Source organism: Moorena sp. SIO1F2 (assembly GCF_010672755.1).
Taxonomy (GTDB): Bacteria; Cyanobacteriota; Cyanobacteriia; order Cyanobacteriales; family Coleofasciculaceae; genus Moorena.
In genome coordinates this window covers 1-13868 of sequence record NZ_JAAHFV010000168.1, presented here as the reverse complement: position 1 = coordinate 13868, position 13868 = coordinate 1, and the positions used below count along the sequence as shown (strand labels likewise).

The window sequence follows — 13868 nt, the reverse complement described above, 5'->3', positions numbered from 1 at the left end:
GGGAGATGGGGAGATAGGGAGAGAGAAGAAGTAGTTTTCAATAATTAGGTATAGTTAAAGATAGTTTTGCTCATTGTTATCGAAATTATTGCTATGTTGATAATAATGATATTACCCGATTCCCAATTCTAACTTCTAACTTCTAACTTCTAACTTCTAACTTCTAACTTCCCTACTCCCTACTCCCTTTTCCCTAAAATGCGATCGCTAAAATACAGACGATACAAATTAGATATCAAACTACAATCATTGCCATAGCGTTGCAGTAGTCCCATACTTTCCAACTTGCGAGTGATAGTAGCATCCAGGCGCACCGGGTTGCTGGTACTAACTAATAATTTAACAGCGTCCAGCAATTGGGGATGCTCTTGAATACTAGTTAACAGTTGACGGAGATGACTGCCATAAATTCCGGCTTCTGTGGGGGCATTAGCCAAAAGGGTATCCAGTGTGTTGTCTGCTGCTTGGTGATTTTTGAGATAATCAAAGGCTTGGGACAATAAATCAGGATGTCCCCCCACCATTGCCATCAGTTTCCTTACTGAATCCCCAGACAACTTCAAGCCATAAGCCTGAGCAAAGCTCGTAACCTGCTGCTCAGTAAACTCTAGTAAATCTATCTGTAATCCCACATTAAACGGCGACTGTTCAATAGGTAAGGTAACGTAAACGTCTGTGGCATAAACCACAATCAACCGTAATTTTTTCCAAATCTCTTTACTCTTAGCATCTTCATGCCAACTACGCAGCAACGTCAGAAACCCTTCAGCAATCTCTTGATGAGAAAAGACTTGCTCTACTTCATCCAAACACAAAACTACCGGACTATCTAAAGACTTTAATAAATACTGCTCTAAGTATCGTTTGCAGTTTACCTTGCTGGGTAAACGCTTTTTCCAATAACTGTCTAACTGATCCGACAATCCTAAGTTGTCAGACAGTCGTACACAAAACGATTGTAAAAAGCTATCCAAATTAGTGAAAGGTAGCTCATTCATATTTAAATAAACCTGAGCATAACTCTGTTTTTCACCATGGGCGATAATCTGCTGAATCAGTAAGGTTTTGCCCATTCGTTTCGGTGCTTTAATCCGAATTAACGCTCCCGGTTTTACAATTTCCTGATCACAACGAGCCTCAACAGGTGGGCGCTCAATATATATCTCTTGAGTTGCTCTAGGTCGAAGCGATAAGTTGCACTCGTTTAATACTTGCTCAGCCACTAACTCCGGCTTATAGGTATTAACGATTTCAACTAACTCACAACGACAATTATAACCGTTAGCTTCAATATCAAAATCTTTATATAGATTAGAAATATGCTTTCTTACCGTAGATATATCATAAACTTTCAGCACCTTTTCTCTGATTTCCTCATCTGTCTTGCCACCAACCACCGCCTCCAACACTTGTCGCCTTTTCCAGGGCATGGTCTTGAATTTTTCCTCGAAAGCTTCTTTACTAATCATAGGCGATCGCTGCTAATGGGAATTTAAGCATCTCATATTTTAAAATCTGGCGTAGGGTGCGTTAGGGGGGCCTCATTTTCCGCTTCGTAGCCAGAGTTTTGACACACCGCCCCGTAACGCACCACCGTGTCAAACAGCCAAAATGAGCTTTAGGTAGTCCTATGATTAGTTTAGAGTATTATTGATTAGTTGAGCGAGATTGAGACAATAGTTTCACAAAGTTTGTTTATCAGTGAAAAAATAATCACAAACATCTTCTTAGAGCATCATCCACATGAAGTACCATGAAGTAACCTGAAGTTTTTTCCACACTGAATGCATCTCATTTTTGCTATTTGACTCGGTGGGTGGAACGGGCATCTTGCCCGTTACAATCGGGCGGACTGTTCAACTAGAAAGAGGCGGAAAATCAGGGCTAGCCCGCCCCTGAAGCACCACTAGCAACACATACTAATAAAAAAAAATCGGTCAAAGTTTGGTTAACCAATGCTTGACCGAATTCTAATATATAAACCACTACAATTAAAGCTTAGCGTATCAGCGAACAGCTTATCAGCTATCAGCTTATGGGTTAGGTCACAGGCTAGAAGCCTGTGCCACAAACCTGACTACTTACCATTTACCTCAGCAACTGATTCAAAACAACAACATCCTAACTCAGTAAACTAACCTCCACAAAACAAATTTCACTCATGGTCGCCAGGGGGTCAAAACCCTGGCAAATTACTATCCTAGTCTACGTAAAAATAGCGAATCAAAAAAGTCATAATCTCATCAGGCTTCCCCGTAGGTTCCGGAGTGCTCCACTCGTTGGGATAGGCGTATTTAAGGCCATAAAGGGCAATAATTGTCTTCCAAACTTTTTCAGGAGAACCGGTCAAGATCAGCTTGACTTTCTTAGGTTTGCGACCAGGGTTTTCTGGGGTGTTCTTGTCATCGGAGTTAGGTGGAATGTTCTTGGTCATGAATCGTGACTTCTTTAAATGGTTTATACTATTAATATATTTATAAATTAATATATTGTCAAGGAATTTAGAATTTTTTTTATTATTAAATATGGATATGATGGTAAGATAAACTAGTTTTTATTTGTCTATTTTTTTGGTATAATTAATCTAATAATTAAGCTTAAGCGCTACGCGCACGCTACTATTGCCTATTGCCTATTGCCTGCTCCCTACTCCCTACTCCCTACTCCCTACTCCCTAAAATCGAAGACTTTATACTTAAACTAATTGAAAACTGCTGTAATGAAACAAACCCACTATCTAACCACAACCGTTCAACAAGGCAACCGCCTTGAGATTTCCCTTCCAAATTTACCGGTAGGAGAAACCATAGAAGTTATTTTAATCGTACCTGAAATCGCACAAAATCATTCAATGGAACGCCAAGCTTTTCAACAACTTACCCTAGAAGAACGTCGTCGCATTTTAGCCCAACAAGCAGAAGCCATGAAAGACTATTATCAAGAAAATCAAGAATGGAAAGATTGGATAAATTTTGATAACGAGTAAATCTATATTTTTTAATTCGGTTAGTATAGATTACTGGGTTTTAGGGAACAGGGAACAGGGAATAGGGAATAGGGAATAGAAAAAAAAATCTGTGTATCTGATAGGTAAGCATTCAGTATTCAGCTTTTGAAGAATACCTGTTTTATTCAAAAGTTCCGTAGCTTCCCCATAGCGCATTAGCTGATATAGCAGTCGAAGCAAAACTTAATCGTAAGGTGGGCAGTAATAATACCAATTCCAAAGCTTACCATCGGGATGATACTTACTGCCCACCCTACATCTACTACTCTGTTTTTTTGATAAAATTAATCGTAAGGTGGGCAGTAATAATACCAATTCCAAAGCTTACCATCGGGATGATACTTACTGCCCACCCTACATCTTTTTCCCTATTCCCTATTCCCTACTCCCTACTCCCTACTCCCTACTCCCTATTCCCTTTGCTAAAGGTGGGCAGTAATAATACCAATTCCAAAGCTTACCATCGGGATGATACTTACTGCCCACCCTACATCTTTTTCCCTGTTCCCTATTCCCTACTCCCTACTCCCTACTCCCTACTCCCTACTCCCTACTCCCTACTCCCTACTCCCTACTCCCTACTCCCTACTTCAAATAGCAATCCTCAGCTCGCTTTTAGTTGCAACTGGTGCATATGATCAAACAACTTCCAGCAATACTCCTCAGATATCCCACAGGTAACAGCACCCCGAAGTACCACATCGAAATACCAATCATTAGGAGCCATTTCCCGGTCTAACTTATTCACCACCACATAAGTCCGAACGCCCTGATACAACTTATTTTGACAGTGGACATTTACCATTTCCTGTCGGTAGATACTGTGAGGCACACCTTCCCGCAGATCCAAAGCTTCACTCACCCGCCAAGGTAAATGATACAACACTCCTTCAACCCTTGAGCCAGGAGTTTTCACCACATCCAGCGTGCCACAATTACGACTTGGAGATTTGCTATAAAAACCAATATGATAATCCTTGAGGGTAGCTGTACCAATCACAAAATTATGGGTATCTTCCCCAAGCGATCGCTTTAAATCTACTGGACACATACAAGAGCCATAAGCAAAATAGTAAAAGCCTGACTCTGTGTGAAGTTGGTGTTTTCTGTCAGTGTTTAGCTGGGCAGCTGACATACGCAATCCTAATTCCTAACTTATATCTGAATCTTGGCAAATAAAACCTTATTCTATCGAACAGTCGAGTAGTGGGGAGTGTCAAAAAAAACATTTCAGCAAAAAGAAATCCCACCGTTTCAAGCAGTGGGACAATTATTGAAAGGCAAACTATGGAGAGGTTTACCCTTTAGATATTAGATATAGCGTTTCTAGGAATTATGAGGTACACTTATCAAGTTCAAAGTCCCCCTTGATAAGGGAAACGGGGGATCTCTTTGTACCTCACCAAATTGCAAACCGCTATATTGATTCCATACCAATTTGAGATCAGACCCCTGCTCGAGAACCTATCGATAACTCAGGATCATTACCCAACTTCCCGTTCTGCATTGCTGAATACAGTCGGTTAAGCGCATTCACATACGCCTGTGCTGAAGCCACAATAATATCCGTACTGGCAGCATAACCCGAATAGACCCGTTCATTGTGCTGCAAACGAATAGTCACTTCCCCAAGAGCATCAATTCCTCCCGTTACCGATTGCACCGAAAACTCAATCAGTTTATTAGGCAATTTCACCACCCGATTCACCACCCGATTAATGGCCTTGTACACCGCATCCACCGGACCAGTACCAATAGCAGCATCACTAAGTTCTTTACCTGTAGGTGTTCGCAGCGTAATCGTAGCCGTAGGACTACCATGATCCCCACAGGAAACCTGCACCAACTCTAAATGGAACACTTCCGGTGCCTGGTAAACTTCATCATTAACAATAGCTTCTAAATCCCAATCCGTAATCTCCTTCTTCTTATCCGCCACCTCTTTAAACCGAACAAACGCCTTATTCAAGTCATTGTCCGACAAATCATAGCCCAACTCCTTGAGGCGAGAACGGAAAGCATTGCGACCGGATAGTTTACCCAGTACAATCTGATTTTCCTTTAACCCAATCGACTTCGCATCCATAATTTCATAGGTCAGCTTGTGCTTAAGGACCCCATCCTGGTGAATACCAGACTCATGAGCAAAAGCATTCGAGCCCACGATCGCCTTATTCGGTTGTACCAACATCCCCGTAAGACTCGAAACCAGGCGGGATGTCTTGTAAATCTGACGAGTATCAATAATGCTTAAGGGTTCCTTCGACTCTGGGGGGCGTCCGAAGAAAGGATTAAAATACTGACGGCGGACATGTAATGCCATTACCAACTCTTCCAAAGCCGCATTACCAGCCCGTTCTCCAATACCATTAATCGTGCATTCCAATTGCCTGGCTCCATTTTTCACTGCTTCCAGGAAGTTAGCCACTGCCAGACCTAAATCATTATGACCATGGACAGAAATAATTGCCCGGTCAATATTGGGAACATTTTCCTTAATCCCACGAATCAAGCCACCAAATTCGCTTGGGGTAGTGTAACCTACAGTATCAGGAATATTAACCGTAGTCGCCCCCGCATCGATTACCCGTTCCAGGACTTCGTAGAGATACTCGGGATCGCTGCGCCCTGCATCCTCCGGGGAAAATTCCACATCATCCACAAAAGACTTCGCATAAGCCACCATTTCTGGCGCAATCTCTAACACTTCCTTTCTAGTCTTCTTCAGTTTGTACTCCAGATGAATATCCGAAGTAGCAATGAAAGTGTGAATACGGGCATTAGCTGCCGGTTTGAGGGCATTCGCCGCCGCTTTGATATCATCACGACTTGCCCGTGCTAGACCACAAATAGTTGGTCCAGATTCTATGCCCACAGCTTCAGAAATTTTTTGCACCGCCTCAAAATCCCCAGGACTAGCGTAGGGAAAGCCTGCTTCAATAACATCAACTCTCAATCGTGCCAGTTGGTGAGCAATAATCAGCTTCTCATCCACATTGAGGGTTGCTCCAGGAGATTGTTCCCCATCCCGGAGGGTAGTGTCGAAAATGATAATGCGCTCTGATTGAGGTTGCTGGTTCATAACTAACTCGATTGGTTGATAGTCAGTGATTTGAAGGAAACGGTCGTCAGCCAACTAGACAGAAAGTTTGCTTTGTTTATAATTATAACTATGAATCAATTTTTTCAATTTGATCACGGACATCATTTAGATCAATATAACGGTCAGTGGCATTCCTCAGTTCCCTAGCAATCATCCCTTCTGTGGAAACCACCGTAATATGGGTATTTTTAGAGCGGAGTAATTCAATGGCTCGTTCAAAATCCCCATCTCCACTAAACAAGATCACTTTGTCATACTGTTCGACTGTATTAAACATATCCACAACAATTTCTATATCTAAATTAGCCTTTTGTGAATAGCGACCCGAGTTATCATCATAATATTCCTTTAAAATTTTAGTACGAACCGTGTATCCTAGACTAATTAGAGCATCTCGGAACCCCCGCTGGTCTTGAGGATCTTTGAGTCCTGTGTACCAAAATGCATTAACTAGAGTAATACCAGGCTCATTTTTAAAATAGTCCAAAACTCGCCTAGGATCAAAAAACCACCCATTCTTTTGTTGGGCGTAAAACATATTATTGCCGTCTACAAAAATAGACATACGTTTAAGTGGACAATGCATATTTACTTAAACCTAACAATTTTCTATATAATCTTTAATATAATTTTTTATTCTAGCAGTTTTTAGATAGTAAATTAGTAATTACTGCTAAGACTTAACTAGTTACTGGTAATTAGTGATTTGATTACTACTGATAGAGATGACTTATATGTACTTACCTAGTGAAAGAGTAAGCAATAGGGGGATAATTTCCTGATTTTGAGGATAGGATGCCAAATTTTCCCTCCTCTGTCTTGGTGCGCGTTATAGCAGAAGTCAGAAGTCAGAAGTCAGAAGTCAGAAGTCAGAAGTCAGAAGTCAGAAGTCAAACTCTTGCGCTTACTTAGGTTTGAGACTTTTGTCATGTCCGCGCCTGCCCTGGCGACTGCTATACCATGGCGAGGTTCAGGCAGCGCCTTGTCGCACCGCTTCAGTTAAGTCCTAGGGAGAAGGGTAGCAACTCAGATCGAAACAATTAGGAGTATCAAAGTAGTGGTAGTTTAACGGGACTGGCAAGCTTTTGGGCAAGCAACACACCTAAGCAATTGCTTGCTTTGGGTAGTGCCACAGTTTCTCAAAGCAAGCAACGTCAACCGGTGGGTAAAATTATAGATAAGAGCACCAGTCACTCCAACTCCCAGCATAGAGCTTGCCAGTATTAATTCCTGCCAATGCCAGGGAGAAGAGATTTACACAAGCGGTTACACCAGAACCACAATAAACCTGAATTTCTTGTTTGTTCTCCAGCTCAGTCCAGCGCTCTTGTTGGGATGCTAATGGTTGCAAATAACCATTGCTGTCCGTCACACCATGCCAAGGGTAGTTTAGTGCACCGGGAATGTGACCGGCAACAGGGTCAATCGGTTCTCGTTTACCTAAATAGCGATCGCTTTCCCTAGAGTCTACCAACGCCACCTCTGGCAGATCTTTACGTACTTTCACAGTATTAATATCCACTACCAAATCAGAGCGCAACTGCTCTACAAATATGCCTGGTTTTGTGGTAGGCTCTTGATCAGATACTGGATACCCTTGGGAATGCCATCCTGTCCAACCCCCATCCAGCAACGCCACTTGGTCGTGTCCCAAGTAGCGCAGCAGCCACCACAAGCGGGCTGCAAAAGCAGAACGGGAATCATCATAGGCAATCACTAGGGTTTTTCGGAAATTAACACCAATCGCTGCTAATTTCTGGGCTAACTTCCCAGGTTCAGGCAAAGGATGACGACCGCCATGACGCTCTACTGGTCTCGAAAGGTCCTTATTCAAATCGAGATAGTGAGCGCCCGGGATATGGCTAACTTTATACTGTTCATAGCCCAGGTTTGGATCAGATAGAGCAAAACGGCAATCGACAATTACGATGTGGGGATCATCAAGATGATCACTCAGATACTGACCAGAAACTATAAAAGCTTGTTCCGTCATGTGACATCACGGATTATAAATTTTAGTATTGATTTAGGACAAATAAGCTTTAGCGATATCAAGTGAGTCCAAGGATTTACGCTCCTAGGACTCTCTTCAAACAAAACAAATTAACGTTTGCTTGTTTGGTTGAGATATAAGTTGGTAGTGCTTCCTTTAGAGGGATGAAAACCCCCAGCCATCCGCTGTCAGATTTTCATCCCTGTTTATCCCGCTGTTTGCGGCGGCGATCGCGCCACTCAGCAGCAGTTAGATAAATGATTCCTCCGCTGACCACCACTAATAATCCAGCGGCAGCAAAGAACAACATAGTGATTACGGGATTTTCCACGATACTGTTAAAACCCGTTACGACCCCAGACAACCATTGAGATTGACCAAGTGAACAAAACCAGTACAGAAACCCAGCCTAGTGTCAGAATATCCATAGCAATATATAAAAAAATTACTCAATAACTCCAAATCTTATAATAGTTCAATTTGACACAGCCACCTCCTACAGAAGTGGAATTCATTTGGGAATTATCTAGTTATGGGGTTAACCCCCCGGTCTTTCAGCAAAGCTGATCATCCAGAGTCTGGCTAGGTTTCAGGTCAAGAGTATTTTACCTGGACAGGGGGATAGTGTGACACTTACTAAACTGTCCACAGATTCCTTCAAGAAAACTTGTGATGATCACCTGATCCTGAGATTCGACCTTATGGAAATATTTGTCACACTTCTGTATTATTTTGTAATATATAAAAAAAATAAATAATTATTGTTATGCCTTACGAAAAACTAGACATCTCCACCCCAAAACCGGTGCTGTCTTGGGCGAATCACTCCCTAGCTGCTCAGGAAACCCAAATGGCGAAAAATGTTGCGTCTCTGCCATTTGTGTTTAAGCACGTCGCATTAATGCCAGACGTTCACCTCGGTAAAGGCTCATTAGTTGGGATACTCTTAAACCGTAATTAATCGGGATAAACCCGTACAAAACAGTCAAGGTGCAATTTATTGTGGTCTAAGTGAGAAATGGTCATACAGCAATTGGAGTTAAGCCTGCCATTCATCTATTTAGACGTTCCTGGCATCCCGACCAGGAGTTGCTTGAAAGCCTTAGTTTTGCTATGTTTGGGGTCAAGCCATCCCAGCTCGACTGCATCAAGCAGACTCAGTCCCATCCCTTTCAAGAAACGCGCGGTACGGCGCAATAACACTGCTTGCACCTCAGTTTTATTCATGTACCGGGTGATCTCCTTATCGGTACCACGAACAAGGATATTCTTGGCAGCATTATAGTCAGCCTGCAACACGACCCCGTCAAATCCGGTAAAATTGTCCCCAGTCCTTTTTCCCAATAGGGTGCCATTCCTAGAGTCAATTTGCGACGTGTAACTAGGCTGAACTTCTGTAACAACCGAGCCAGTCCAATCAGCCCATTTCTGCAAAGAGTCCCGCATAGCCCCTTTCATCCAACTATTAAGTTTCCGGGACACGGCTTTAGACTGGCGTTTGTTTCTGATCGGTTGTGTTAAATCTTCTGCAAATACTTTTAAGGATTTTCCATCAAAAAGAGACTTAGAAGCTGCTCCTATTATTGCCGTAAGTTCTGATTGATTTTTTCTGTAACGGCGATTTTCTGTTTTTCTAGTTAGGTTATTTTCGAGTATTCTAGCCGACTTAGCTGGGTCTATCTTTTCTGACTTTCGGTGAAGCGCCCAGAGCTTCCCTCTGTTGCGGTTCTTGGCACATATACGATCGGATTTTTGGGTAGTAACTTTCCCTAGTCCTTTACCGTGAGCTTGCCCTTCTGAATCATAGAAAGCTTCAGTGTAGCCTTTGTCTATCCCAACAGCTTTACGGTTTGCAGGAATATCTATAGTCCCATGGTCTGCTAGGAAGTGAATTTCAAAGTGCCCAATGTCTGTGTTGTATATTAATCTAATCTGACCTTTAATTTTGCGATTAGACTTAACAACTATTTTATTTCTTTTTCCTCTTCTTAATCCAGCTAATTCTAGTTGATAGGTATTGCGGGAGATCCTTTTGCATTTGTACCCTCCTTGTTGATATACTATTTGATTTTTGACCCAAGAGTGCCCTCTCTGGAACTCCTTCCTGACCAGTCGATGGAGAAGTGGGTTATCCAGTAAGGCCAAGGTTTTTAGCTGTTTACAAAGTTCCTTTCTGTTTTTTTTGTTCTCTTTTCCAGGGAACCTTTTGTAAACTTTTTTAATTACCGCTTCAGTGCAAGCAGCTTGTTGAGCCGTAATAGTTTTAGCTACATCACTGACAGTCCACTCCATTAATTTCGATGGCAGTCCTAGTGATTCAGGAGTTCTAAAACTCCTGACTTCTGGATAAGCTTTTTTCCAGTCAAGTCCCCAATGACTAATACTGCCCAGCTTGTTGTAAGATTCAGATCTGACGGTGCCCAGTTTCTTCATCGTGGACAACAACTCAATCTCAACCGGCTCAGTCATCCCCATCACAGGAACAATCTGGGTCGATATTCTTTTTGTTGCTCCTACACTTTTGGGCATTATCAAATCTGAGTCCTATACTTGAATATTACTCTAGCGCTAGCAAAATGTCAATGTCCATTTTATGGTATTAAATACCGATTTATACCTATTTTTTGGGGTTTAATTGCGAGGCTCTGTAATTGCCACCAAAGATGCCATCCTGCCAGCAGCTGTCGGGGTAGATATTGGTTGTTTTACAGGTGATACCCTCGTTCCCTTGGCTGATGGCAAATCCTACTCACTCCAAGCACTAGCCAGCAGTCAGCGAGAAATTATTGTCTACTCCTGCACACAAACCGGAAAAATCGTCCCGGCTAAGGCTACAGCCAAATTAACCCGCCGTAACCAACTACTCTTAAAGGTCGTTCTCGACAACTCAGAAGAAATTAAATGTACTCCCGATCATCGATTCATGCTCAGGGATGGTAGTTACCGGGAAGCCCGCGACCTCAAACCAGGGACATCCTTGATGCCTTTCTACTCCCAAATCGATAAAGATGGTTACACCTTAATCCAGCAACCCTATTCTGGAAGATGGCAAAAGGCAGATGAGATTATCTCTGCCTCTGATATCCCTGCCTCTGATATTCCTACCTCTGAATGGTTAAAATCTCAATTTTCAGGAACAGTACCATCTTTTCCAGGTCAAAGAACAGTCATTGACCACCATATTGATCACCATAATGTTGAGCCTGCCGAGCATCGAAGCTCAAATCTGGTAGGGGGGGCAAATCACAAAGTCGTCAAGATCTTACCACTTCAGGAAAGACAAGATGTCTACTGCCTAACTGTGCCAGAGTATCATAACTTTGCCCTGACCGCTGGTGTGTTTGTTCACAACTGTGGCATGTCTGCCATCAAAACCCCTTTTGTGGCAGAGCAATTGGAGGGCAAGCTCAAGAAGATTCGCTTGGAGATTGAAGCAGCTATTCCCGTTGGCTTTAATGAAAACAAAGATATCGAAAAACCAGTAGTAAACTGGCAAGGCTGGCGTGACTTTAAGGAGCTTCATCCAGGTGTGCAACGGCTAGATGGAAAATCCATGAAACAGCTGGGTTCCCTTGGTGGTGGCAATCATTTCATTGAATTGTGTCTTGATACCGAAAACCAAGTGTGGCTGATGCTACACTCCGGTTCACGGCATATTGGTAATCAGCTAGGTGACATACTCCCACACTGACAAGCGCGGTTCAGTGTGGGCTTCTTACCAACTCCAGCTATTGCTTAGGATACTCGGTAAGCTTTATTAACGATACGGTCAGAAGTTACCGCACTCATGCTGCGCATTGAGGTGTGGGGCATGTCTAGCGGAGGAAGCTAAAGAATTAGCAAAGCTGGCACATACTCACCTTCCTGACCGAGATTTAGCATACTTTGTCGCAGGAACCCCTGAATTTGCTGCCTACTGGCGGGATTTGCAATGGGCGCAAAACTATGCCCGTTACAATCGCGATATCATGATGGCTCGCTTCAAGCGAATTGTAGAGAAACATCTGGCTGGTGGTAAGTCGTTCAAGCCCTTGTTATCAGTTAACTGCCATCACAACTATGCCGAGAAAGAAGTGCATTTCTCCGAAGAGGTTTATGTTACTCGAAAAGGAGCAGTGCGAGCTCGTACCGACGACTATGGTATCATCCCTGGTTCCATGGGGGCAAAGTCTTTCATTGTTAAGGGTAAAGGCAATCATGACAGCTACTGCAGCTGTGCTCATGGTGCTGGTCGTTTGATGTCTCGCAGCAAAGCAAAAAAGCAGTTCACCGTTGATGATTTAGTTGAGCAAACTAAAGGTGTTGAGTGCCGTAAGGATAAGGACGTTATCGATGAAATCCCAGGTGCTTATAAGCCAATTGATCAGGTGATGGCTAATCAGTCAGATCTAGTTGAGGTAGTGGCAACTCTGAAGCAGGTTGTTTGTGTTAAGGGTTGAAAACTATCAAAACTGAATCGAATCATTAACTGTTAACCATTACGTAAAAAGCAACAGAAGCATAAACGTTTCTGTTGCCTTTTTCCTGTTGTCATCTCCCAAAAAAAACAAATATCTACAGACATCAGCCATTTTGGTAAACGTTTATGACTGAGATCTTGCACCATTGTCATTAATCCTAGGGTGGGCAGTGCCTACCAACGCGCTTTGCAAGCTTCATTATCTGTCTGGTGCACTGCCCACCCTACATGAACCAAGCTTATTGAGAATGGTGCAAGATGTGAGTATTACTCGATTCAACACTTGTGTAGTCCGACACCATTAAAGATTACTGTTCACTTAGGATTTAGAACGGGATTTTATAGTGAGAATTACCAAATCCCCCTCCCGGTCAACCCTTAAGTGAATCTGATAGTTTTTTTGTTCCGTGATTAATAAATTTTTATGGTTTTCACTAACTTCTTTCAAGCCATAGTTAATCCAATCTATACCATTTTCCCATTCCGGTGATACTACCCTAATGAATAATCCTAAAAGTAAAGCAGCTTGGCTTTCATGAGAGTATTTATAGGGAATTTTAGTGGCGATAGATGCTTGAGTTATATTGTTAACATTTCCCAGGATATTAATTAATACTGTGCCCCCCGTATTGTTGCCTATCAAATTAATTTGATTGTGAATATTTTCTCCCTGGTTAAAGGTAAAACCAATGGCTTCAAAGCCAGGCTTAATATTGTCTATCCCTATCCCTATCCCTAGTCCAGTTTCTTCATAGTCAGTTATAATAGCTAGCATTAGTTTATTGAGCAGTGAAGCTTTATATACTAGTTGTTCAGAACTAGTTTTAGCAACACTTGATAATGAGTTTTTTGGTTCTGACGTGTCTTTGAACCAACTAATCAGTGATTCTATTGGATTTACAATAATTGTTGATGAATCCGTCAATCGAAAATTGTTGTTTTCGATAAACAGGCTGATTACCCCTAAGATAATTACTAGAGAAGGTAACAGGCAAAAAGTAATAATGAACGATTGTCCATTGAACCAATTTTTAGAATACTGTTCTTTAGTCATTTCCTGCCAAGCTCAAAGTCGCCAAGGGTGGATATTTTATTAGTAATAGACATAGGTGTGAAAACGATTCTGGAAGCGTTACCCCACTTAACCTTAAACCTAATTTCAACGCCTATGTCTAAGGTCGGAGAGACATAGTTATTCGGGTATATATCATCGGTAACTGATAATAGGTAATTGCGATATACAAGTGGTGTTTAATAGCAGCCATAGTATGATCCTCAATTGTAAATTGGCAATTACCTATTATCA

The 13868-nt window shown here is 42.2% G+C and carries 17 protein-coding genes; 6 read left to right on the top strand and 11 right to left on the bottom strand.

Going from position 1 to position 13868, the window contains the following annotated elements; genetic code table 11:
• Positions 1–179: 179 nt before the first annotated feature.
• A complete protein-coding gene (locus tag F6J94_RS19395) occupies positions 180–1469 on the bottom strand; it encodes an AAA-like domain-containing protein (RefSeq protein ID WP_293043466.1) in 1290 nt (429 codons plus the stop codon).
• Between the two features lie 731 nt (positions 1470–2200).
• A complete protein-coding gene (locus F6J94_RS19390) occupies positions 2201–2434 on the bottom strand; it encodes a hypothetical protein (RefSeq protein WP_293021431.1) in 234 nt (77 codons plus the stop codon).
• A 194-nt stretch (positions 2435–2628) separates the two neighbouring features.
• On the opposite strand from F6J94_RS19390, the gene F6J94_RS19385 reads away from it, so the two are divergent.
• Both F6J94_RS19385 and F6J94_RS19380 read left to right on the top strand, forming a co-directional pair.
• Positions 2629–2772: a hypothetical protein gene (locus tag F6J94_RS19385; RefSeq protein ID WP_293021429.1), complete on the top strand. Its 144-nt coding sequence runs from the start codon at positions 2629–2631 to the stop codon at positions 2770–2772.
• A complete protein-coding gene (locus F6J94_RS19380; RefSeq protein WP_293021427.1) occupies positions 2720–2986 on the top strand; it encodes a hypothetical protein in 267 nt (88 codons plus the stop codon). Before F6J94_RS19385 ends, F6J94_RS19380 begins: the two co-directional genes overlap by 53 nt.
• Positions 2987–3016: 30 nt before the next feature.
• Here the strand turns inward: F6J94_RS19380 and F6J94_RS19375 are convergent, their stop codons facing one another.
• Entirely contained in the window at positions 3017–3187 is a 171-nt protein-coding gene (locus tag F6J94_RS19375; protein WP_293043464.1) for a hypothetical protein, read from the bottom strand.
• A 155-nt stretch (positions 3188–3342) separates the two neighbouring features.
• On the opposite strand from F6J94_RS19375, the gene F6J94_RS19370 reads away from it, so the two are divergent.
• Complete coding sequence (locus F6J94_RS19370; protein WP_293043462.1) at positions 3343–3645, top strand: hypothetical protein; 303 nt, start codon at positions 3343–3345, stop codon at positions 3643–3645.
• Here the strand turns inward: F6J94_RS19370 and F6J94_RS19365 are convergent.
• The 6 genes from F6J94_RS19365 to petN form a co-directional block, all read right to left on the bottom strand.
• Positions 3612–4142 (bottom strand): gamma-glutamylcyclotransferase, encoded by a 531-nt coding sequence (locus F6J94_RS19365; protein ID WP_293043460.1) that lies wholly within the window; start codon positions 4140–4142, stop codon positions 3612–3614. The genes F6J94_RS19370 and F6J94_RS19365 overlap by 34 nt on opposite strands.
• Positions 4143–4451: 309 nt before the next feature.
• Entirely contained in the window at positions 4452–6089 is a 1638-nt protein-coding gene (locus F6J94_RS19360) for a 2-isopropylmalate synthase (RefSeq protein ID WP_293043458.1), read from the bottom strand.
• An 88-nt stretch (positions 6090–6177) separates the two neighbouring features.
• Positions 6178–6696 carry an NYN domain-containing protein gene (locus tag F6J94_RS19355; protein WP_044495347.1) on the bottom strand — a complete coding sequence of 173 codons (519 nt, stop codon included), beginning with the start codon at positions 6694–6696 and terminating at the stop codon, positions 6178–6180.
• Between the two features lie 585 nt (positions 6697–7281).
• The gene (locus tag F6J94_RS19350) at positions 7282–8103 is read right to left on the bottom strand and encodes a sulfurtransferase (RefSeq protein WP_293021414.1); all 822 of its coding nucleotides are present in this window, start codon (positions 8101–8103) and stop codon (positions 7282–7284) included.
• A 196-nt stretch (positions 8104–8299) separates the two neighbouring features.
• Positions 8300–8434: a hypothetical protein gene (locus F6J94_RS19345; protein WP_267872114.1), complete on the bottom strand. Its 135-nt coding sequence runs from the start codon at positions 8432–8434 to the stop codon at positions 8300–8302.
• 7 nt (positions 8435–8441) lie between these two features.
• Positions 8442–8531 (bottom strand): cytochrome b6-f complex subunit PetN, encoded by a 90-nt coding sequence (gene petN / locus F6J94_RS19340; protein ID WP_010871354.1) that lies wholly within the window; start codon positions 8529–8531, stop codon positions 8442–8444.
• Positions 8532–8869: 338 nt separating this feature from the next.
• On the opposite strand from petN, the gene F6J94_RS19335 reads away from it, so the two are divergent.
• Positions 8870–9064, top strand: a complete 195-nt coding sequence (locus F6J94_RS19335) for an RtcB family protein (RefSeq protein ID WP_367142239.1) — start codon at positions 8870–8872, stop codon at positions 9062–9064.
• A gap of 95 nt (positions 9065–9159) precedes the next feature.
• On the opposite strand, the gene F6J94_RS19330 is transcribed toward F6J94_RS19335, so the two are convergent.
• Complete coding sequence (locus F6J94_RS19330) at positions 9160–10632, bottom strand: zinc ribbon domain-containing protein (protein ID WP_293043456.1); 1473 nt, start codon at positions 10630–10632, stop codon at positions 9160–9162.
• A 106-nt stretch (positions 10633–10738) separates the two neighbouring features.
• Between F6J94_RS19330 and F6J94_RS19325 the strand changes: the two genes are divergently transcribed.
• Together F6J94_RS19325 and F6J94_RS19320 are read left to right on the top strand one after the other, a co-directional pair.
• Positions 10739–11794: an RtcB family protein gene (locus F6J94_RS19325; RefSeq protein ID WP_367142238.1), complete on the top strand. Its 1056-nt coding sequence runs from the start codon at positions 10739–10741 to the stop codon at positions 11792–11794.
• 106 nt (positions 11795–11900) lie between these two features.
• Complete coding sequence (locus tag F6J94_RS19320; protein WP_364304733.1) at positions 11901–12542, top strand: RtcB family protein; 642 nt, start codon at positions 11901–11903, stop codon at positions 12540–12542.
• A 339-nt stretch (positions 12543–12881) separates the two neighbouring features.
• Here F6J94_RS19320 and F6J94_RS19315 read toward each other — a convergent pair whose 3' ends face one another.
• Positions 12882–13616 (bottom strand): hypothetical protein, encoded by a 735-nt coding sequence (locus tag F6J94_RS19315; protein WP_293043454.1) that lies wholly within the window; start codon positions 13614–13616, stop codon positions 12882–12884.
• Positions 13617–13868 lie beyond the last annotated feature (252 nt).

Excerpts from the sequence above, each read along its gene's own strand:
- F6J94_RS19395 (WP_293043466.1), bottom strand. The coding sequence starts at position 1,469 with ATGATTAGTAAAGAAGCTTTCGAGGAAAAATTCAAGACCATGCCCTGG.
- F6J94_RS19390 (WP_293021431.1), bottom strand. The coding sequence starts at position 2,434 with ATGACCAAGAACATTCCACCTAACTCCGATGACAAGAACACCCCAGAA.
- F6J94_RS19380 (WP_293021427.1), top strand. The coding sequence starts at position 2,720 with ATGAAACAAACCCACTATCTAACCACAACCGTTCAACAAGGCAACCGC.
- F6J94_RS19370 (WP_293043462.1), top strand. The coding sequence starts at position 3,343 with ATGATACTTACTGCCCACCCTACATCTTTTTCCCTATTCCCTATTCCC.
- F6J94_RS19365 (WP_293043460.1), bottom strand. The coding sequence starts at position 4,142 with ATGTCAGCTGCCCAGCTAAACACTGACAGAAAACACCAACTTCACACA.
- F6J94_RS19360 (WP_293043458.1), bottom strand. The coding sequence starts at position 6,089 with ATGAACCAGCAACCTCAATCAGAGCGCATTATCATTTTCGACACTACC.
- F6J94_RS19355 (WP_044495347.1), bottom strand. The coding sequence starts at position 6,696 with ATGCATTGTCCACTTAAACGTATGTCTATTTTTGTAGACGGCAATAAT.
- F6J94_RS19350 (WP_293021414.1), bottom strand. The coding sequence starts at position 8,103 with ATGACGGAACAAGCTTTTATAGTTTCTGGTCAGTATCTGAGTGATCAT.
- petN (WP_010871354.1), bottom strand. The coding sequence starts at position 8,531 with ATGGATATTCTGACACTAGGCTGGGTTTCTGTACTGGTTTTGTTCACT.
- F6J94_RS19335 (WP_367142239.1), top strand. The coding sequence starts at position 8,870 with ATGCCTTACGAAAAACTAGACATCTCCACCCCAAAACCGGTGCTGTCT.
- F6J94_RS19330 (WP_293043456.1), bottom strand. The coding sequence starts at position 10,632 with ATGCCCAAAAGTGTAGGAGCAACAAAAAGAATATCGACCCAGATTGTT.
- F6J94_RS19315 (WP_293043454.1), bottom strand. The coding sequence starts at position 13,616 with ATGACTAAAGAACAGTATTCTAAAAATTGGTTCAATGGACAATCGTTC.